The sequence below is a fragment of the Microcoleus sp. Z1_A1 genome, assembly GCF_036700305.1.
Taxonomy (GTDB): Bacteria; Cyanobacteriota; Cyanobacteriia; order Cyanobacteriales; family Microcoleaceae; genus Microcoleus.
The window spans coordinates 1-21,261 of sequence record NZ_JAUBOR010000037.1 but is presented as its reverse complement, the minus strand read 5'-3'; the positions used below and the strand labels follow the sequence as shown (position 1 = coordinate 21,261).

Sequence of the window (21,261 nt, the reverse complement as noted above, 5' to 3'; positions counted from 1 at the left end):
AATTTTCGTTTGGGAATTGGGACGTTGAAGGAAGAAGGAAGAAGGATTTAGTTATCTAGGTCAGGGAATAAGCGGTAAGGTGTGCCATAAGTACCTAAATACACAGGTTCTACCTAATTCCTATCTGGGTCAATTTTTCCTCGGTTTGTTTTAAATAAAAATTTCATTTATCCATATAAATGCTGTAGTCAACCTCGCACTTAAATACAAATATCAGGGTAAAAAAATATGGCTATTTTACACGGCAGTTGGCTCGTAGAGAATGAAAAAAGTTGCTTATTTATTTGGGGAGAAACTTGGCGAAAAATTGGGGCAATTGAAACCATAGAATCGGGGATAAATTTACCGCATCCCTTAGCAATGACCGAATCGGAATTTAAGACTTTCCTCAATTCGTTACAGCAGTCGGGAAAACTAAACTGGCAATTACCGGAAACCGCAGAAACTCCACCGGAAAAAAGCAAAAAAACTAGGCGATCGCCCAAAACTCAAAACGCAGAAATTCCCACCCCAGACTCCTCAATTCAAAAGGAAATTCGGGCGATCGCACTTCCCACCCAAATCTCAGAATCCAATGCAACCCTGATGCCGCAGCACTCAGCAGCAGCACTTGAGGAACCCGCTAAAACCGAGGAAATTTACCTTTATCCCTGGCAAGTCGAGGGTTTTTGTCTCAACCCTCAAGCAGCTTTTATTTTCTTGCAATCACTACCGCTTAACAGCACGGAACCAGACTCTTTTGTCGGCTCAGATTTGCGTTTTTGGTCTCATATTGCTAGGTGGAGTTTGGATTTGTTGGCAAGATGCAAATTTTTGCCTGGATTGGAGAAACAGCCCGACGGTTCTGCTATTGCCAAATGGCAACCGTTGTTAGATAGTTCTACAGATACACTCCGCCTCGCCACTTTTGTCAAGCAAATGCCGACGGCTTGCCGAACATATCAATCGAAGGAAGGTTCGGCAGCGGATTTTGTAACGGATGTAACGGATGTAACGGATGTCAGTCCGGTGTCCGTCGGAAGAAGGAAGAAGGAAGAAGGAAGAGGGGAAAAGGAAGAAGGAAGAGGGAAGAAGGAAGAAGGAAGAGGGGAAAAGGCAGAAGAAGGGAGTCAATTGCCTTTAGCGGTGGATTTGCCGATGGGGGCGGAGGAATTGGTGTTAGGCTTTTTGAGTAGTATTGTAGATAGTCAAGTGCGATCTGCTGGTAGCTCTACTTTAGACATCAAAGCAGTTTCTCCTGTGCGCGACTGGCTGCAAGCTTTGCAGCAGGAATCTGGAATAGTTCAAGTAGAAACAGCAGCATTGGAAAACTTGGCAACCAAGCTGACTGCTTGGACTGCACCGCTGCAAAATCAATTATCTCAACAAAGTCAATTTCGCACTTGCTTTCAACTCATACCGCCGTCTCCTGGTAAAGCAAACTGGAATTTAAATTATTGCTTGCAAGCTGCAGATGAAGCGGAATTTTTGGTAGACGCGACAACTGTTTGGAATAACTCTGTCGAGCGTTTGGCTTATGCGGGGCGGACAATAGAATTGCCTCAAGAAACTTTGCTCAGTGGCTTGGGTTTAGCCTCGAAACTTTATCCGTTAATTGAACCGAGTTTGCAAGCACAGCGGCCTCAATCTTGCCAATTAAATCCGCTGCAAGCTTACGAGTTTATTAAGTCTGTAGCTTGGCGGTTTGCTGATAGCGGGTTGGGCGTAGTTTTGCCGCCGAGTTTGACAAAGACGGATGGTTGGGCGAGTCGTTTGGGTTTGAGTATTCAAGCGGAAACAACCCCCCCCAACCCCCCCTTAGTAAGGGGAGGCGCTGGAGAAACTAACCCCCCCTTAGTAAGGGGGGGCAAGGGGGGGTTGGGATTGCAAAGTCTGCTAAATTTTAAGTGGGAATTGACGATCGGCGGACAGCGCCTTTCTAAGGCAGAGTTTGACAGATTGATTGCGTTGAATTCGCCTTTGGTGGAAATTAACGGCGAGTGGGTGGAGTTGCGCGCGCCGGATGTGAGGGCTGCTCAAACTTTTTTTGCTAGTCGCAAAGAGCAAATGACTCTTTCTTTGGAGGATGCTTTGCGTTTGGCGTCGGGCGATTCTCAGATGATTGAGAAATTGCCTGTGGTGAATTTTGAGGCTACGGGTCAACTTCAGGAATTGTTGAATACTTTGAGCGATAATCAAGCGGTAAGTGCGATCGCAACTCCGGCTAGTTTCCGAGGACAATTGCGGCCTTATCAAGCGCTAGGAGCAGGCTGGTTAGCATTCTTAGAACGCTGGGGTTTGGGTGCTTGTCTCGCGGACGATATGGGTTTGGGAAAGTCGATCGAGCTAATTGCCTTCCTGCTGCATTTACAAGAAAAAGATTCTTTAGAAGCGCCGACATTACTGGTTTGTCCGACATCGGTATTGGGCAATTGGGAGCGGGAAGTCAAGAAATTTGGCCCGACGCTAAAAGTGTTAGTTCACCACGGAGACAAACGCGCTAAAGGCAAAGTATTTGCGACGGCAATTAAGGGAAAAAATTTGATCGTTACCAGTTATGCGCTAGTGTTCCGTGATGCTAAAGAAATTCAAGGCATTAAGTGGCAAGGATTGGTTTTAGATGAAGCGCAAAATATTAAAAATTCTGAGGCTAAGCAGTCGCAAGCAGTGCGACAAATCGAGGCATCTTTTAGAATTGCGCTGACGGGAACTCCGGTGGAAAATAGACTGCAAGAATTGTGGTCTATTTTGGAGTTTCTCAATCCTGGCTATTTGGGGCCGCGCAATTTCTTTCAGCGCCGATTTGCAATTCCGATCGAGAAATACGGCGATAGGGAATCTTTGCAGACTTTGCGATCGCTCGTTCGGCCTTTCATCCTCCGCCGCCTGAAAACTGACAAAGAAATCATCCAAGATTTGCCCGAAAAACAGGAGATGACTGTATTTTGTGGGCTGGCGACTCAACAGGCTGCATTATATCAGAAAATAGTCGAAGAGTCAATAGCTGAATTAGACTCAGCCGAAGGCATTCAGCGCCGGGGAATGATTCTGGCTTTGCTGGTAAAACTCAAGCAACTTTGCAACCATCCGGCTCTTGTCAAAGCAGAAGCTAAGCCGAAAGAATTGGAGATTAAGAGTCAGGAATCGGGGAAATTGCAGCGGTTGGTGGAAATGTTAGAAGAGGTGCTCGCTGAGGGCGATCGGGCTTTAATTTTTACTCAATTTGCTGAATGGGGAAAACTCCTGAAACCGCATCTAGAACAGCATTTAGGGCGAGAAGTTTTGTTCTTGTACGGAGGAATTCGGCAACAGCAGCGGGAAGAAATGATCGATCGCTTCCAGCACGACCCCCAAGGCCCGCCGATTATGATTTTATCTTTAAAAGCTGGTGGTACTGGTTTGAACTTAACCAGAGCAACCCACGTTTTCCACTATGACAGATGGTGGAATCCCGCAGTAGAAAATCAGGCAACTGACCGCGTATTTCGCATCGGTCAAACTCGCAATGTGCAAGTCCACAAATTTGTCTGCACTGGTACGTTAGAGGAGAAAATACACGATATGATCGAAAGTAAGAAAGCTCTAGCCGAACAAGTTGTCAGCGCCGGCGAAAACTGGCTCACCGAACTCGATACAGACCAACTTCGCAATTTACTAATCCTCGATCGCAATGCTATTATAGAAACCGAAGAAGAATAATGTGCTTAATTACCAATTCCCAACAGCACGACACGGATGTCACGGATACACGGATAGCTGTTTTTTCCTTTGTGACCGAAAGCATCCAGGATACCCGCCACGTGATTCATCCGTCCAGAAATAAAAAACCTGTATCCGATAAAGGAGCCCCCGAATTTATCTCGCGCAAGTCAATGCTTCAATTCTAAAATCTAAAATCTAAAATCTAAAATCGATTGACTCCAGTATCCCAATTACCTGTTTGGCCAATGCCCGATGCCCAATTCCCAATTCCCGATTGAAGCCAGAAGGAAGAATGAAGAGGGGAAGAGAAGGAGATAGGGAAAATTCCCTGTTTGGCCAAGGCCCGGTTCCCAATTCCCAATTCCCTGTTTGGCCGATTCCCGATTCCCAATTCCCAATTCCCGATTCCCAAATCTAAAATCTAAAATCTAAAATCTAAAATCGAATGATTGACAGAGAATGGTGGACACAACAGTGGTTAGATTTAATCAATACCTACCGCTTCAAAAAGCGCTTAGAACGTGGCTGGCAGTACGCGCGCGAGGGTAAAGTTCTCAGCATTAAATTTCCCAATCAAGAAGTAATTGCCATAGTTCAAGGCACTGATCCAAAACCCTATCAAGTTTCTTTAGGACTCGATACATTGAGCGATGAAGATTGGGATTATGTGATTGAAAATATGTCGCAAAGAGCAGTTTTTTCAGCTAAACTCTTAGCAGGAGAAATGCCGCACAATATTGAGGATGTATTTGCGGCCGCCGGCAAAACGCTATTTCCGTTAAGTTTATCTGATATTCGATCGCGCTGTAGCTGTCCTGACCCGCAAAACCCTTGCAAACACATCAGTGCAGTATACTACTTATTGGGCGATCGCTTCGGCGAAGACCCTTTCGTACTGTTTCAACTGCGGGGGAGAACCAAAGAGCAAATCTTGACAGCACTTCGTCAAAGACGGGGTACGGAAGGAGAGGAAAATACCCAGCTAAACAAGGGTGAAAATTCCCCTACTGCGAATGCTAAATTGCCGAAGGTCGATCGCTTTTGGGAATACAATCAGCAGCTAGAATCATCTTTAGTAGTAATTGTACCGCCGCCCAGCAGCGAAACAGTATTAGATATCTTAGGCCCAATTCCCATCGCCACCGACGGAAAAGGAAGCGCTAGCAAATCCTCGCCCGCCTCTGACGCACTCAAGCAGCATTTTAGCAAAATCTACCAAGCAGTTAGCCAGCAAGCAGTTTTAGCAGCACTGAAACGGGGCGAAGGAGATTAACCTAATGTATTCCCAGAGATGATACAAGAGATTATGGCTGATAACAAATCAAGCTTTAATACCCATTTTATTCTTGAGTTTCTCTCTGCTGGAACGAGAGTTTGTCTAGAATAGATTTCAACCGAGGAGTCTTACTTTTGGCAATTTCCGTTTATACTTCCCGCAAATTACTCATAATTTCTATCAATTCCTGGGGGCTTTGAATCAAAAAATCAGGATTGTGTGCCACCAAAGCCTCCTCAGAATTAAAACCCCAACCTACAGCAATTACCTTAATTCCGGTTTTTCGAGCAGCTTCTATATCTCTAATCTCATCTCCCACATAAACGACTTCTTTAGCATTTATATGTTCGGTTTTTAGCCATCTATTAATAACTTTATGTTTGCCAAAAGTTGAGCCAGAGTAAATAAACGTGAAAGTGTCTTGCAAAGCATTTTTTTTCATCGATTCCAAGACATTTTCTCTGGAATTAGATGTGATAATGCCCAGTTGAAATCCCTGTTTTTTTAACTCCAGTAAAACTTCTTTAATCCCCGGAAATAAACGAATGTTGGGGATTTCGCTGCGTAACTCCGCTTTCAACATTCTAATCAACAGCGGGAATTTGAAGATAGAAATACCAGAATACTGAAGGACTTGCCAAGAAGTTAAATTGCTCAGTTGAGCGATTTGCTCTTTGGTTGCAGATTTAAAGCCTAATTCGACTGACAAACGGTTGGTGATGCTTAGAAGAATATCGATTGTATCTGCTAAAGTGCCGTCAAAATCAAAAATAATTACTTTGGTCATTGGACAATAGCAAATAAGGAACGGGGAAGCATACAATTTTAGATTTTAGATTTTAGATTTTAGATTGGGAATTACTTACTGCATAATGTATTTGCTCTTGGCGCTCCGTACACACCCTAGGGTTATTATCTATAGGGTAAGGTGCACCCTAAGCACCCTGAGCGCGAACATCTCAACTTTTAAGGGTTAATTTGATTGGCTTTCGCATTTCGCCGCAGCATTTCGGGTTTTATGCGCCGCAGCGCCGAAGCTGTAAATCTGCGGTTCCATTCTTCGTCGGAGATGTCGGCTAATTCTGCAAGTGTCGGTGCTATGTTTTCAGGATAAGGCTCAAAGTCTGCAACATCAGTTGGTTTAGCAAATCGCTGATTCCAAGGACAAACATCCTGACAAATGTCGCAACCTGCTACCCAGCCTTGTAAATTAGATGCAATTTCGTCGGGCAATTTTTCGGCTCGATTCTCGATCGTGTGATAGGCTATACATCGATCGGCATTCACCACAAAAGGCTCAGTAATTGCTCCCGTCGGACACGCCTCTATGCAGCGAGTGCAAGTGCCGCAATGTTCCGTATGAGACTCATCCGACGCTAACTCCAGATTAGTCAAGATTTCGCCCAAAAACACCCAAGAACCGTATTCGCGCGAAATTACATTACCATTTTTGGCAATCCAGCCAATCCCGGCACGCTGCGCCCACATTTTATCCTGAACTGGCCCGGTATCAGCATAATACCGCGCTTCAATTCCCTCGCCTTGCGATCGCACCCAATTTGCCAAAAGCTTCAGTTTTTTGTGCAAAATTCTATGGTAATCCCGCCCCCAACCGTAGCGAGAGATTTTAGCATATTCGATCGCTGCATCGTCCCCCCCCTCCCACAGGGGATTTGCGGGGCGTTGGTGGGGCGTGTAGTAGTTGATGGCGACACATATTAATGACTGCACCTCTGGCATCACCAATTGAATATCCTGCCGTTTCGGGTTTGCCATCCATGCCATATCCGCCTGATAACCCTTGTCCAGCCAAGCTTGCAATCTTTGTTTTTCTATATCAAAATCCGTGTCTGTTGAGGCTATCCCGACTTTGTGAAATCCCAACTCAAGGGCTTTTTGCTTAATGCGATCGCTATTAATTGATTTTTTCATCACGTAAGAAACCACTGCACAATTTGTGCCATAAGTCTAGTAACTTTCAGAGTAATTTTCGGACAGTATTGATAATACTTTGGCAATCTTTATATTTATAAGTTTGAACTCCAAAATGTCAAAAATGTTACATAATTTAATTTAGGGAGAATTCGATTCGCTAATTCAAGTACGCAAGTAAAACCGACAGCGAATCCCACAGCATACATATGGCAGTTAGTATTCAATCAGCTCAATCTATTTTCTCCAACACCGAGATTGCTAGCGTTGTTCCGGCTACCACGGAAGCGTTCTACAAACTCAGCGTTGAAGACCAACTAGCCTTGCTCTGGTATGCCTACACCGAAATGGGCGTTTCCATCACCGCAGCAGCACCGGGAGTAGCCAGCATGGCCCTTGTCGAAGGCATTCTGAGCGAAATCAAGCAAATGTCGCCGGCTGCTCAAAGCAAAACTATGTTTGACCTAGCCAGCAACGCCGACACAACAATTGGCCGGATTTACACTTCTTTGCGGGTCAACACCAAACTCGGTTTCTGGTACGAGTTGGGTCAGTTGATGAAACAGGGCGTTGTCGCTCCGATCCCCGCCGGCTATCAAATGTCTCCCGAAGCCACCGCAGTTCTCGAAACCATCAAGCAACTAGATCCGGGTCAGCAAATTACCGTACTTCGGAATACCGTAGTTAACATGGGCTATGACCCTGCTTTTAACCAAGAGTACGGCAAACGCTCAGCCCCCCGCAGCACTCCCACCGCTCCAGAAGAGCGGGTGAAAACCCAAATTGAGGGTATCAGCGAGCAGACAGTGCTCAGCTACATCGACTACATGAACGCCTTCGACTTCACCCCAGCCGTCGGTTTATTTGCTGAAGAAGGTGCCCTGCAACCACCTTTCCAAAAGCCGATCGTTGGTCGCGACGCTATCCTCAACTATATGCGCGAAGAGTGCGTCGGACTGAAAATGATGCCCGAGCGAGGCGTATCGGAACCCGCAGAAGATGGCTACCGCCAAGTGAAAGTCACTGGCAAAGTCGAAACTCCCTGGTTCGGATCGAATGTGGGTATGAACATCGCGTGGCGGTTTTTGCTCGATCCCCAAGGTCAAATTTTCTTTGTGGCGATCGACTTGTTGGCATCTCCGAAGGAATTGCTCAATTTGATCCGCAAATAGAATATTCTGGTTGGCTCTGTTAAACAGGCTTGCCCAAAAACCCAGATGCCTTTAGGTGTCTGGGTTTATAGCATTTTAGGTTTTAGATTTTAGATTTTAGATTCAATAATTGAAGGATTGGAAATGACTGATGGTATCAGAGTTTGCCGGTTGGCTAAACTTGCATTTTTTGAAAGTAGTATTGATTTTGGTCGATCGCTCCCAAAGCTGCGATCGACCCTCTCCGGTTCCTCCTTTTTTAGGAGAATTATTTTCCTAGCCCTACTTATATCTTTTGAGGGATTTGCTGCGACAAAGAGAATGATTAAAGTATACTCATTCATTTGAAATCACTTGTTTTATGACCGCAACAACTCGACCTATTTTAACTACCTCTATAAAGATTGCAGGTATCACAATGCCAGGGATACTGCAATATTTTGAAACTTTAAACGCGGGCGATTTTGACGCGACGGCTAATTTATTTGCAGATGACGGGGTGCTGCACGCGCCGTTTGAAGATCCCATTATCGGCAACATTTCGATCGCCACTTATCTCAAAAAAGAAGCGCGAGGAATGCAGCTAGAACCCCAGAAAGGTGTCAGCCAAATTTTAAAAGATGGCAATGTAGAAGTTCAGGTCAGCGGCCGGGTGCAAACTTCCGCCTTTGGTGTTAATGTCGGATGGCTGTTCTTGCTCAATTCTGACCAAAAAATCCTTTCAGTCACGGTCAAACTGTTAGCTTCTCCCCAAGAATTGCTAAATCTGCGGTCGCAGACGAAATTTGATGTTTGATAATCTGTTTCACATTTAAATTGTTTGTTTTGGTTTGACCTGTCGATCGAATGTAATGGCTCAAGCCATCATTATTTTTGCGCGCAATTGAGGCAGAAACCGGGTTTTTTATCCAAATCTCCAGTGAAGCGCCGTCAACCGTTGAAAAACCCGGTTTCTTGATTATTTGCGCGCAATTGAGGCAGAAACCGGGTTTTTTATCCAAATCTCCAGTGAAGCGCCGTCAACCGTTGAAAAACCCGGTTTCTTGATTATTTGCGCGCAATTGAGGCAGAAACCGGGTTTTTTACCCAAATCTCAGGTGAAGCGTCGCTAACTGTTCAAAAACCCGGTTTCTTGGGTATTTGTGCGATCGGGACTGTACCCCTACAATCTTACAGTCTCGCCTTGGGCTGACAATAAAGCATCCAGGATACCCGCCACGTGATTCATCCGTCCAGAAATAAAAAACCTGTATCCGATGAAACTTGCCGAACGTATTTATCTCGCGCAAGTCAATGCTTCAATTCTAAAATCTCAAATCTCAAATCTCAAATCGATTGACGCTACTGCACGGAAAATTGGCTGTCACCGCAGCGCGTGCGACAGACAGCCAAAGCGAGTCAAAAAGTGCCTTGCCAATCATTAATGACTAATGACTAATGACTAACGACTAATTAAGATTTTTCCGGCAAACTCGCTTCCAACTTGAGACAGTTGCGACCGTCTATTTGCAAAGTGTAGTCCACCCGATCCATAAGTCTGCTCATAATCAGCCAGCCGTAGCCGCTTTCCTGTTTAGCTTCCGGCCTCGGGGGATTGTAAGTATCCATTTCGTAACCTTTACCGTAATCCCAAATTTCTAAACCAATATCCCTATTTTTTAAATTCAAGCGAATTAACACGGGCAAATTGGGTTGATCTTTGTGAGCATGGCGGATCACGTTAGAATAGGCTTCTGCTAACACCAAGCGCAAACGATTCGACTGACGCGGCCAATCGACGTGCTCTCCTAGCTCTACTTCCAAACTGCTCAGCAACCAATTTTCAACAATTGTTAAAAACCGCAAGTCGCTTGGCACATGAAGCTCAGTATTCATAAAAAAATCCCGTAAGTTTGAAAACCCTGTGTCTTCCAGGTATGAAATACGACGAGCCGAATGGATTCGGCCTCAATACTTGTCGCTAATCGGGGGATACGAGCCTTTTCTGTTTAAAAATCAGGCATTCGTCATTCGGTAGAAGGCAGAAGTTAAGAGAATAGTTGAAAACTTTTGTTATGGGCTTAAAGCCCCTTAACAATTGATAATTATACCGAGACTGTAAGCAGTGAGGTATAAAAAATCTGTGTTTCAATCCTTGGCTTTTAAGCGTTGGTTTTTTCTGACGAATGCCTTCTACCTTAACCCTTTACAGGTATTTAATCCCCCAGGAAAGCGATTCAGGAAACTAGCTGCGCCATCGCCGGCTAGGTTTTTACTGTGGTTTTTGACTGGTGACGATAACACCGTCCTTTGTAGGACTACTCTATGGGCCGTCAACAAGCAGGGCTTAAGTTTTTTCGGCTCTCACCCACCCCCGACTATGCGTCGGGAGTCGCTGACAGATTCAAAGAACCTCCAGAGAGAGTATGGTTTGGTCGTCTTCTTGAACGGGATTATCAGCTCGGATGTGAGCCAACAAATTGTCCAAGTTGAAAGAACCAGGTTCCTGAATCAAAAGTTGCCAAAGCCCTTCTTGTTGTAGCATAGAACGGGTTGGTACACCCCCTGCTACCGCTTGACTTGTCACGCTAGCTTCAGTAATTCCGTCACTCGTCAGCAGAAATACATCTCCTGACTTTAATTCGATCGTACCTGCTTTGCCTCTCCAAACTGGTAGTATCCCCAAAGGAATGCCACGAGCTTTCAGGAAATTAGGCTCGGCTGGCGTTTTACCGCTAGCGGCTTGAGCTTTCACCTCCGAGTGAGACCAAACAATCGGGTAAATGTGACCGGCATTAGCAAAAGCGAGGTGTCCCGTTGACGGAGTGTAACGAGCTACAACCATTGTAATAAAATGGTTGTTGCCGATCAGGTCGTCAGACATACTGCTATTCATGTTCTGCATAACTTGATCGGGCTCTGGAGAAACTTCTTGGGAAAGTTCCCGCCGCATCACCGAAATCGCGCTCGCCATAAATAGAGCAGCCGGAACTCCCTTACCCGACACATCTCCCACCGCTATCCAAATATCCCCTTGGGAGTGGACGTAGACTTCAAAAAAGTCGCCACCAACTTCCCGCGCGGGATAGCAGCAAGCTTGCACCCTGACAGTTTCAAAATCCGGCCAACTTTGGCGCAACAAGTTTGTTTGGATTTGGCGAGCCACTTCCAACTCGTTTTGCATTTGCTTGGCTAAATCCAGAGTGCGCTGGTAGAGCTTAGCTTGAGACAGTGCCAGAGCAGCTTGAGCTGCTACACCTTCTATTAACTCTATCTCTTCTGCCGACCAAGGGTTAGTGCCGCCAATCTGGGACAAAGCCAGTACCGCCAGCAATTCTTGCTGGTAAGTCAGGGGCACGGCAATCTCAACCGAGTTACCATTCCCCCCACTGTTGGAGTTCACTTGAGTTTGGCGGGTGGCTACAGCTTGAACCAGCAAATTTTCATCAAAAGAAAAGCTACTGACTTCAGAGGTTTGGGCTTGGTAGGGGAAGGTACTGGGCAATAGTCGATCGGCCTCTACCGGCCGCAGCATACAATAGTTTGCCTCAAAAGTTTGACCTACGGTTTGAACAATAGTTTGTACCATACTAGAGTAATCTAGCGACCCGCGAATCACGCTCATTACCTCATTGAACAGAGATTCCTTGCGTAAAGCGCGACGCAGTGCAACGCTGCGCTGCTTGTAGTATTTGTAAGTTTCTGAGGCTTGATTGATCACCAATTTGAGTTCTTCTGGATTCCACGGTTTGGTGATGTATTTGAACACTTGACCTGAGTTGATGGCCTCGACCAAATCTTCAACATCTGTGTATCCCGTTAGCAGAATCCGAATCGTATCGGGAAATCGCTCGACTGTTTTCCCCAAAAACTCGGTGCCATTCATTTCTGGCATCCGCTGGTCAGATATAATCACCGCCATCTCGCCCTGTTGGTCTAGAACTTCCAGGGCGCTGAGGGCGCTATCTGCTTTGTAAACCTGAAAGTCGCGTCGAAACGTCCGGTACAATAAATCCAAGTTGTCAGGTTCGTCATCGACTACCATCAGTTTCAGCTTGCTTCCATCTCCCCGACTCATCTTTCTTCCCCCTTGAAAACCCCCACCATAGCTGTAATCAGCAAGGTGGCGGGAGGAAAAGGGGGGCTGGATATATGCAACATATCAGTTACGTCAAGTTGAGTTAAAGAAACCCGTTTTACCTCAAGGTGAGCATTCCTTTCGCACCATCTGTTCGCACAGATGAGAGGCTTTCGATACTGTAACCCGCCTCGGTAGGCCGCTTCAATAGGGAAAATTCCCCAGTCAGCTTTCACAAAAAATACTCGGTAAGTGGGAAGCTCCGAGACTTTAGTCCTGAGAGGAAAACGACCCGGCGATTTCAATCGCCTTGAATCCCCTCGCGGGGCAGAGGGGTATGGTTGCCCCAAGGCGTGAGGATATGGTTGTCCTCAATCTCCCATTTCTGGGGTAAAGTTAGCTTCGCCAATGTTATAGAGGCTTGCGCCGGCTGGCAGCACTGTCGAGCGTGACTTTAAGACTGTTTAACTACTAGCGACAGGGCAGGGGACTAGCTTCGCATCAAGCGGGTGTCATGACCTAAATAACGTAGCCTGTTAAGGCGATAGCTGGTCAGTACAGCTTGTTTGATTTCTCTTACAAGCGAGCGTGGCTTTAGCCCGCTCGTTACTGACGCTGTGATACGAGCAATGACCTTGTTAGCAGTCGGTACTTTTCTAAACACACCAGCATTCAAAACTGCTAATTAATGCTCTGATTGCAGAGTTCTTAACTAGCTGGGTACTGTCCTCGGTGTGAATTTTAACACTTACTACTAACGCAGGTATTGCTACCTAAGTCTGGTCAACACCGGCTGTATTTCAAGCCCCACTGTACCCGGAGGGTTAGTGGTGGGTTGTTGGCGCTATTCCCTACATCTTTGCCGAATCGTACTTGATTGCTGCATCCAAGTCTCCCTAATCTCTGAACTTTTTGCAGCAAGCATATTACTACTGCCGAATCAAGTTATTCTTTCTGCCAGTCTGAGCTTAGCAGAACGAGAGCGGGGATTTCTAGCGACTTCTTCGGATTGTGGCACGATCGGCTTTTTTGTCAGTACCTGCAAATTGGGTGTTCCTCTGAGTTGGTGCTTGACTGGTCGGTCTTCGAGACTGTGAAATGTAATGATTCCGATTCTCCCCCCTGGTTTTAACCACCTTGGCGCAAGGTTTAGGAAAGTTTCTAAAGAAGCGAGTTCGGAGTTGACAGCTATCCTTAAAGCTTGGAAAGTGCGGGTGGCCGGATGGATTCTGCCGTTGCGCTGCTTGGGAGGGAAGCTGCTGGCGATCGCCCCTGCAAGTTCTGTTGTAGTTTGAAAAGGGCGCCCTTGCACAATCCGCCTCGCGATGCGCCGCGACAGTCGCTCCTCGCCGTACTTGTAAATAATATCTGCTAGTTTAACTTCTTCCCAGTGGTTGATAATCTCTTCTGCCGTCAAAGATTGCTGCTGGTTCATACGCATATCTAGTTGAGCCCGGTGGCGAAAACTAAATCCCCGTTCCGGTGTATCGAACTGAGCAGAGCTGACGCCCAAGTCTGCTATGATACCATCAAATTCAGCCTCTGGGGACTGATATTCAGCAAAGTTACCGTGCCAAAACTCAACGGGCGAGTTGGCAAATCGGGCTTGGCAAAAACCGATGGCTTGTTCATCGCGGTCGATCGCCACCACTGTAACATCAGCCGCCGCCGCTAAAATCAAACTCGTGTGTCCGCCGCCCCCAAGCGTCGCGTCCAAATAGTGCCCGCCTGGACGCACAGCCAAACCCGCAATTAATTCTTGACCCAAAACTGGAACGTGATAGGTGTCAATACTGACATCTGATCCAGGGGTATCCTTCTCAGAGAGCTCGATATCCTTCATAATCTATAACAGCGAAACAAAAATCAACAATAGTCAGTAATCATTAATTCATTTAATTATGTCAAGAATTGAGACTAGAACCGAACCGATGGTGCTCAACATGGGGCCGCACCACCCTTCCATGCACGGGGTACTGCGGTTAATTGTCACCCTGGACGGGGAAGATGTGGTGGACTGCGAGCCAGTTTTGGGCTATCTGCACCGCGGGATGGAAAAAATTGCCGAAAATCGCACCAACGTGATGTACGTGCCCTACGTTAGCCGCTGGGACTACGCTGCGGGGATGTTTAACGAAGCGGTGACAGTGAATGCACCGGAAAAGTTGGCGAATATTGCTGTCCCCAAACGGGCTAGTTATATTCGGGTAATCATGCTGGAGTTGAACCGGATTGCTAACCACTTGATGTGGGTAGGGCCGTTTTTGGCGGACGTGGGGGCGCAAACTCCTTTTTTCTATACTATGCGCGATCGCGAACCAATTCTCGACTTGTGGGAAGCAGCGACCGGTTATCGCATGGTGAATAATAACTATTTCCGCATCGGCGGAGTCGCCGCCGATTTGCCCTACGGTTGGGTAGATAAGTGCCAAGATTTCTGCGATTATTTCGTTCCCAAAATTGACGAATACGAACGTTTAATTACCAACAATCCAATTTTCCGCCGCCGGATTGAAGGCTTGGGTACTATTTCTCGCAACGAAGCGATTAACTGGGGACTTTCCGGCCCCATGTTGCGCGGTTCCGGCGTAAATTGGGATTTGCGGAAAGTTGACCATTACGAATGTTATGACGACTTCGACTGGGAAGTCTGTACCGAAGCTGCTGGCGATTGTTTAGCCCGGTATTTAGTACGGATTCGGGAGATGCGCGAGTCGGTTAAGATTATCTATCAAGCCTTGAAAGGACTCCCCGGCGGCCCTTACGAGAATTTGGAAGCGAAGCGCTTAGAAAGCGGGCCAAAATCTGAATGGAATGGTTTTGACTATCAGTTTATTGGCAAAAAAGTGGCGCCGACTTTTAAGATTCCCAAGGGCGAACATTATGTCCGCGTCGAAAGTGGCAAAGGTGAGTTGGGGATTTATATTATCGGGGATGATAGTGTGTTTCCTTGGCGCTGGAAGATTCGGGCTGCGGATTTTAATAATTTGCAGATTTTGCCTCACATTGTGCGCGGCGTGAAGATTGCGGATTTGGTGGCAATTTTGGGGAGTATCGACATTATTATGGGCTCGGTTGACAGGTAGAAGGAAAAGGGCGATCGCATTTTTGGGCTGTTTGCTAAAAAGTGCGATCGCTACTTTTTTGAATCATATACAGTCCTGGGCGCATAATACCAAAGAAACCGGGTTTTTCACTTCAACTGTCGGCTACAACGAAAAATTTTCGTAAAAACCCGGTTTCTGACTACCCATGAGTCTGGGAGTGTATAGATTAACAGTAACGAAAATCTACCTCGGTTCCGCACTGCGTACAAATACCCTCAGAACAATCATCAGCTCCTCCTGACCAGTCAAAGTTTGTGCCTTTGCAGTACGGACAATACTCAGTTAAAGATAAAATTTCAGCGGGGACACACCGCCATCTGGGTAAAGTAACAGCTACCTCTGACTCTAGGGAAGTAAATGTATTGACAGGTAAACGATGTACTCGCTCGACTAATTCATTGACTTTGATAATTAATTCATTAGCATTTTCTACCCACAAATAGCCGCAGCGGACAGCGCGACTGATTAAAACATTTCTTTTTTCTTCAATAAATATTCGATTTCCGTTGGGGTCGATCGCCCTGCATTCCCACCCTGCAAATATAGGAACTTCTTGTGCGTAATTCCCTATCAAACCTGGAATGTTATTGAGTTGCCGTTCAGCAAGACAACCGATCCATAGATCCCAGTGAACTCTTTTGCATCTTTGTGAAGAAATACAACTTTTTAACAAATTATCAAAGGCGATTATATCCTTGTCTACGCCTCTGTGACCTAAGTAAATACCGCGTCTTTTTGTATCTGCTAAATTAAATATGACTACATAATCTGGTAATAAGTGGCTCGATTTTTTGAACTCTTCTAAACAAGATTCTGGTGGTATCATAAAGAAGCATTATATTTAAAATCTAAGGCTAGCTTATCACAGCGATCGAAAATTTGCCATGTCAAATCTCAAGTTTGCGATCGGCTTCAAAATGATATGATATCAATAATCAAAATCTCTCTCTTCTCTCTTCCTCTGTGTCCTCTGCGCCCTCTGCGGTGAAAAAAATCTTTATTTCAAAAATAAAATAAAATCAACTTTGATTCCATAAATTATGACATTCCAGCAATCAGATATCAATGACAGCAACCCAGAACTCTGCGCTTTAATCTGCGAAAGAATTGCCGCCAGTCCCCAGCAGCGTATTACTTTTGCTGAATATATGGATTTGGCATTATATCATCCGCAGCACGGATATTATAATAATAGCGATCGCCAGTCGATCGGCAAACAAGGCGATTTTATCACGTCGTCTCACTGGGGTGCTGATTTTGCGGAGGTTTTGGCACAGCAGTTTGTGGAAATGTGGGAAATTCTAGGCAAACCTCAAAACTTCGCGATCGTAGAAATGGGCGCTGGGCGGGGAAATTTTGCCGAAAATGTGCTGCAATATCTGCAAATACAATATCCCGATTTCTTTCATATTTTAGAATACATTATTGTTGAACTTTCCCCTGTACTCCAAGCGGAACAGCGGCAAAGGTTAGCCCATATCAAGTGTATTAACTGGTGTAATTGGGATGAGATAGTTAATAACTCAATTGTCGGTTGTTTCTTTTCTAACGAGTTAGTGGATGCTTTACCCGTGCATCAATTCATTCTAGAAGAAGGGCAAGTTAGGGAGATTTACGTTGCCGCAGAAACGCCCAAAAATGAACAAGAAGAGATAAAATTTGTTGAAGTAATTGGCGAAGTTTCCACGCCTAAAATTGGCGAATATTTGGATTTGGTGGGCATCGATTTGTCGGCTAGTGTTTACGGGGATGGTTATCGCAGTGAGGTGAATTTGGAGGCTTTGGACTGGATGAGTACAGTTGCTCAAAAGTTGCAGCGGGGATATTTGTTAACTATTGATTACGGTTATCCGGCGCACCGCTATTACAATCCGAGGCGCAGGGAGGGGACGCTACAGTGTTATTATCTGCACCGATATCACAATAATCCTTATATTAATGTGGGGCGGCAGGATTTAACGGCTCATGTTAATTTTACGGCGCTGGAAAGGCAGGGTGAATTGTGCGGTTTGGATGTGGTAGGGTTTACTCAGCAGGCTTTGTTTTTGATGGCGTTGGGTTTGGGCGATCGTATTGCTTCTCTGTCTACAAATGATGCGGAAGTATTGGATGTGGCAACGTTTTTGCGGCGCCGGGAGGCTTTGCATCAATTGATCGATCCGATGGGTTTGGGGGGTTTTGGGGTTTTGGTACAGTGTAAGGGGTTGAAGGAGGAGGAAAAGGGGAGAATGTTGAAGGGTTTGATGGTGCCTGATTGATTATTTGAGATTGATTATTAACTAATTTAATAGTGGAGATTTTTTGAACCGCAGATGAACGCTGATGTAATTTTGATGGATTCTGTATCTACCCAAATTATTGTCATGCAACCAATACCGGATGATTGAGTTTGCGCGAAGCATACAAAAGAGATGCTCTCAGATCGTCTGCTTCAAGATCGGGCATTTCTTCTAGTATTTGTTCCGCACTCAAACCAGCCACAAATAAGTCCAGTACGTCTGATACCCGAATTCTCATGCCACGAATGCAAGGGCGACCGCCACACTGTCTAGGATTAACCGTGATTCTTGCGAATAGCTCCGACATTAAAGTTAGCTCCTACAACGCTTAGTTATAGTATGAATGAGTGCGATCGTAATTGTCAATAACTGGATTCCCATGATTATTAACTAATTAAGCTGTACCAATTACTTTTGTCATCACTTAAGCGCACTGACTCAGTGGCGGAAATTCCCATTCTCTTGAATATAAAGTAGATGGCAGCTTTAAACAATAGGCAGCAGGAACCACCTCAATTAACCACCAATTAAACATATCTCGTTTGGCCACAGCAAAACCAGAAATAGCATCGCCGGTAATGGCATCATACAGAATATCTAAGATGGCATTATAGGCTGTTTTTGTATTGAGTGTTTGCAGCAAGCCATAGAAGATATTATAAGCTTCGTCAGTAGCTTGATATTTTCCAATTTTGTTGATATTAGGAAACAAGGTATCTGCACAAGTTTCGGGAATTTCACAACCATCCTTCAGCCAACAAGATACAATTTTTTGAACTCTATCAGCCTTGTCTTCTTCAGGAAAGTAATGTTTAATGGTCGGTTTAGCTGCTAATGCTATTCCATAAGCCATGTAGACATATCGCTGATGGGATATTGCATCATTAGGCATTCCAAAAGCTGTCATTACTTCTACAAAAGCTTCTTCTACATTGTATTTTCCACCCGTTTCGTATAAATCACGATACTTTCTTTCCCAAACCCTGTGAAGAGTTTCCTGTAATTGCTCAGGAATATCTGAGTTGCTGGGCAATTGAAAATTTCTGTAGTAGCCTATGTCAAACTCGAACATTGACTTTTCTTCGTTATGTATTTGGATTTTTTAGAGCGAGAGCTATCGCTCCCTCTTAAAATTCTAAGTAGTAGTCAGAATCGGACAATTTATAGAGACGGATATAGTCTCTGCCGTAATTTTGCAATGTCTGGCTCGTGACAGGCTCAAATTTCTGCAATGCACCACTTTGTTCTAACTTACCTTTGATCCAGCGACCTAGAATTTTTAAGTCTTTCTTGGATCTAAAGTTTTTGTAATAATCGCCTTGAGTGCGACAGGGAAAATTTGAACCATCATCAGTATAGGCGGTAAAATCCCCCTGGGGATAAACAGGATTATTTGTCGTTTCTGTATCTACTATAATCTCAACTTCATACCAATCTCTAGGGATAACCTTCCCGGTCGATTTACTTTCTCTTCCTTTTCCGAAAAAAGCATTGAGATTGGATTTTTGCTGAGCATCAACCCTGGATAAAGATATATCCACATAGGGCGTTGCGGGAGTTATGGCAGGTAGGGACATTAAGTTACCTCACTTCACTAAAAAGTTAATGTTAATTGTAATGGCTGTTGTGCAGCCTCTAATTCTGCGTGTTGTAAGCGTTCCTTAATTGACATCATTTGCAGTTTTTGATTTAAATTGTATAAATCCACTTTCGGATAATTCCCTTTAAATAGCGGAATCAGAGATTCAACAACGTCAACTATTCCATCTGGCGGAACTGCATTGCCAATTTGTCTTCTTACTTCAGTAATAGAACCTTCAAAAACAAAATCATCGGGAAATGTTTGCAACCTAGCTCTTTCACGATTTGTCAATGAACGGGGTTCGGGATAATGATATCCCCAAGTACCGCCACCACCACCAGCAATAATTGTAGCACAGGGTTTATCTGGATGAATTCGCCGATAAACGTGACTGATCATGCCTTTTACATAGTATGGACTATCCTTGGGAATATCAGTAAAATTCCCTCCGGGGTTAATTAGACTCAAAATTTCAATGGTTCGAGGCTGAATTTTCTGATGTTCCTGATTATATTTCACTTTTTCCACATTTTTGAGTGCTTCACCTGCTGTGCGATAGGGATGTTCACGATTTTGACCGTATTTGGGCTGAGGATGCACAAAATTAAATCCTGTATCCATCCGAATTCCAACTAATAAAACTCTTTGGCGAAATTGGGGAACTCCGTAATCAGCAAAATTGTAGAGTTTAGGTTTAACTAAGTAGCCCGGAGCGATACTTTCAAAGTCGGAGATTATTTGTTTTATTGCTTGATAATTATTGGCACTTAATAAGCCTTTGACATTTTCTGCTACAAAAACTTTGGGCTTTTTTTTGTTGACGAAATCGAGAAAGTATGTATATAAATTACCTCTGGTTCCTTCAAGTCCGGGGCGCTTCCAAATCATGGAAAAGTCTTGACAAGGAAACCCTCCTATACATATTTCTGCATCGGGAACTTGTGCAATGTCTATATTTTCTATGCTGTCGTTGACGATGACATCAGCAATGTTTCTGCTGAAAGTTTGGCAGGCGTATTTATTGGAGTCGATCGCCCAAACTACTTCAAATCCGGCTTTGTGGAAGGGCAAGTCCATGCCGCCACAACCTGAAAACAATGATATCAGTTGCGGTTTGGTTTTCCAGGCGATCGGCTTGAGACGTTCGATTAACATATTAGTTCGCATTAGGACAAGGGCGGGCTGGATGCCTGCACCACAAGATATTAATTATACCAAAACATCATGGTATTCGACTCATCAATTGATATTTCACTCTTCGTCATCTAACTCGATCCCCGCTTGACGCAATTTTTCGGCCAATTTTTCAGCGCGGAGGCTTTCGCGATCGGCTCTTTCCTCAGACCAAAGCAACAACTTGCCTTCAGGATTCCACCACCTCAACCAACAGCCTGTCCTTCCTTCGTGCGTTCCTTCCCACATTCCTAAAAACAAGTCTAATCCCGGTATCCAATAACGTCCGTTTTCATCAGGTTTTTGCAAGTTGTAGTGCTCTGATTCTAAAGCGTAAACTTCTAAATGAGCTGTTTTGGCTCGGAATATGACGTATCGGGGGACTTTGATTACTTGCTCGTAAAAATACCACTTTCCCACCCGCGAGGTAAATTCAACGGAGTATTCTTCTCCATAGGTTTCTGAAAGAAATTCCATCACGAGTTGAGGGATGGTTCCTTCTGTGTGCGGCGTGTAACTGCGGCGGACTTGCGAGACATTTTTTGGATTGACGGGTTTCACGTACATCCAATCTGGTGCTTTGCAGATAATGCGCTGTTCGTCGCTGCTTGAACCTGGGAAACTTATTCCTGCACACAAGGCAAAGTTGGAAACAATTAAGGCATCCTGGATTAATTCAGGAAATGCTGTTAGCGGCTGGCGCAAAGCGGCGGCTAATAATGGTTGGCTTTCGTCTTCCACGGGGTCGTCTGGTAGTTGGAAATCTTCTGGTAGTAGCGGCCAGGTGATTGTGAGTTTTGTTTCATGATTTTTAGTTGCTACAGACATAGTTTATCAGAGGTTAAATGTTTTAATGCTTAAATTATATCTCTTGGTTTTTGGGATTCATGTTAATGGCTTAATGACGAGGCAGATCCTCTGGATCTGCCTTACCGGGCAGAGCCAATTAGCGGGACTTAAACAAATTTTAAGCCCAAACAAAGCCTAAACTGGCTTTATAAGCGGAGAATACGTCCCAATTTT

The 21,261-nt window shown here is 44.9% G+C and carries 18 protein-coding genes; 7 read left to right on the top strand and 11 right to left on the bottom strand.

All coding sequences use genetic code 11. The features are described 5' to 3' along the window. The first annotated feature begins 228 nt into the window (after positions 1-228). Together QT973_RS21015 and QT973_RS21010 are read left to right on the top strand one after the other, a co-directional pair. Entirely contained in the window at positions 229-3,678 is a 3,450-nt protein-coding gene (locus QT973_RS21015; protein WP_333262674.1) for a DEAD/DEAH box helicase, read from the top strand. A 448-nt stretch (positions 3,679-4,126) separates the two neighbouring features. Beyond that, entirely contained in the window at positions 4,127-4,954 is an 828-nt protein-coding gene (locus QT973_RS21010) for an SWIM zinc finger family protein (protein WP_333056436.1), read from the top strand. A 151-nt stretch (positions 4,955-5,105) separates the two neighbouring features. On the opposite strand, the gene QT973_RS21005 is transcribed toward QT973_RS21010, so the two are convergent. Further along, complete coding sequence (locus QT973_RS21005) at positions 5,106-5,744, bottom strand: HAD-IA family hydrolase (protein ID WP_333056435.1); 639 nt, start codon at positions 5,742-5,744, stop codon at positions 5,106-5,108. A gap of 179 nt (positions 5,745-5,923) precedes the next feature. Next, the gene (queG, locus tag QT973_RS21000) at positions 5,924-6,889 is read right to left on the bottom strand and encodes a tRNA epoxyqueuosine(34) reductase QueG (RefSeq protein WP_333056434.1); all 966 of its coding nucleotides are present in this window, start codon (positions 6,887-6,889) and stop codon (positions 5,924-5,926) included. 209 nt (positions 6,890-7,098) lie between these two features. Between queG and QT973_RS20995 the strand changes: the two genes are divergently transcribed. The 3 genes from QT973_RS20995 to QT973_RS20985 all read left to right on the top strand — a co-directional run bounded on the left by QT973_RS20995 (position 7,099) and on the right by QT973_RS20985 (position 8,836). Then, on the top strand, positions 7,099-8,061 hold the full coding sequence (locus QT973_RS20995) for an orange carotenoid protein N-terminal domain-containing protein (protein ID WP_333056433.1): 963 nt from the start codon (positions 7,099-7,101) through the stop codon (positions 8,059-8,061). A gap of 130 nt (positions 8,062-8,191) precedes the next feature. After that, complete coding sequence (locus QT973_RS20990; protein ID WP_333056432.1) at positions 8,192-8,320, top strand: hypothetical protein; 129 nt, start codon at positions 8,192-8,194, stop codon at positions 8,318-8,320. A gap of 81 nt (positions 8,321-8,401) precedes the next feature. Further along, entirely contained in the window at positions 8,402-8,836 is a 435-nt protein-coding gene (locus tag QT973_RS20985) for a nuclear transport factor 2 family protein (RefSeq protein ID WP_333210843.1), read from the top strand. 656 nt (positions 8,837-9,492) lie between these two features. Here QT973_RS20985 and QT973_RS20980 read toward each other — a convergent pair. The 3 genes from QT973_RS20980 to rsmH all read right to left on the bottom strand — a co-directional run bounded on the left by QT973_RS20980 (position 9,493) and on the right by rsmH (position 13,940). After that, positions 9,493-9,915, bottom strand: coding sequence for an ATP-binding protein (locus tag QT973_RS20980; RefSeq protein ID WP_006633914.1), 423 nt, complete (start codon positions 9,913-9,915; stop codon positions 9,493-9,495). Between the two features lie 508 nt (positions 9,916-10,423). Next, the gene (locus QT973_RS20975; protein WP_333392103.1) at positions 10,424-12,097 is read right to left on the bottom strand and encodes a SpoIIE family protein phosphatase; all 1,674 of its coding nucleotides are present in this window, start codon (positions 12,095-12,097) and stop codon (positions 10,424-10,426) included. A gap of 940 nt (positions 12,098-13,037) precedes the next feature. Next, positions 13,038-13,940 carry a 16S rRNA (cytosine(1402)-N(4))-methyltransferase RsmH gene (rsmH, locus tag QT973_RS20970; protein ID WP_333392101.1) on the bottom strand — a complete coding sequence of 301 codons (903 nt, stop codon included), beginning with the start codon at positions 13,938-13,940 and terminating at the stop codon, positions 13,038-13,040. 58 nt (positions 13,941-13,998) lie between these two features. Here rsmH and QT973_RS20965 point away from each other — a divergent pair, with 58 nt between their 5' ends. Further along, complete coding sequence (locus QT973_RS20965) at positions 13,999-15,183, top strand: NAD(P)H-quinone oxidoreductase subunit H (RefSeq protein WP_333056426.1); 1,185 nt, start codon at positions 13,999-14,001, stop codon at positions 15,181-15,183. A gap of 187 nt (positions 15,184-15,370) precedes the next feature. On the opposite strand, the gene QT973_RS20960 is transcribed toward QT973_RS20965, so the two are convergent. After that, positions 15,371-16,030: a hypothetical protein gene (locus QT973_RS20960; protein WP_333056425.1), complete on the bottom strand. Its 660-nt coding sequence runs from the start codon at positions 16,028-16,030 to the stop codon at positions 15,371-15,373. A 214-nt stretch (positions 16,031-16,244) separates the two neighbouring features. On the opposite strand from QT973_RS20960, the gene QT973_RS20955 reads away from it, so the two are divergent. Continuing rightward, positions 16,245-17,462, top strand: a complete 1,218-nt coding sequence (locus QT973_RS20955) for a class I SAM-dependent methyltransferase (protein ID WP_333262679.1) — start codon at positions 16,245-16,247, stop codon at positions 17,460-17,462. 103 nt (positions 17,463-17,565) lie between these two features. Here QT973_RS20955 and QT973_RS20950 read toward each other — a convergent pair whose 3' ends face one another. From QT973_RS20950 to QT973_RS20930, 5 genes are all read right to left on the bottom strand, one after another. Next, a complete protein-coding gene (locus QT973_RS20950; RefSeq protein WP_333196244.1) occupies positions 17,566-17,790 on the bottom strand; it encodes a DUF433 domain-containing protein in 225 nt (74 codons plus the stop codon). Between the two features lie 117 nt (positions 17,791-17,907). Then, on the bottom strand, positions 17,908-18,555 hold the full coding sequence (locus QT973_RS20945) for a hypothetical protein (protein WP_333338681.1): 648 nt from the start codon (positions 18,553-18,555) through the stop codon (positions 17,908-17,910). A 55-nt stretch (positions 18,556-18,610) separates the two neighbouring features. Next, positions 18,611-19,060, bottom strand: coding sequence for a hypothetical protein (locus tag QT973_RS20940; protein ID WP_333314992.1), 450 nt, complete (start codon positions 19,058-19,060; stop codon positions 18,611-18,613). A 17-nt stretch (positions 19,061-19,077) separates the two neighbouring features. Continuing rightward, complete coding sequence (locus tag QT973_RS20935) at positions 19,078-20,220, bottom strand: DNA cytosine methyltransferase (RefSeq protein ID WP_333314994.1); 1,143 nt, start codon at positions 20,218-20,220, stop codon at positions 19,078-19,080. 96 nt (positions 20,221-20,316) lie between these two features. Further along, positions 20,317-21,066 (bottom strand): Uma2 family endonuclease, encoded by a 750-nt coding sequence (locus QT973_RS20930; protein WP_333058189.1) that lies wholly within the window; start codon positions 21,064-21,066, stop codon positions 20,317-20,319. Positions 21,067-21,261: the final 195 nt, after the last annotated feature.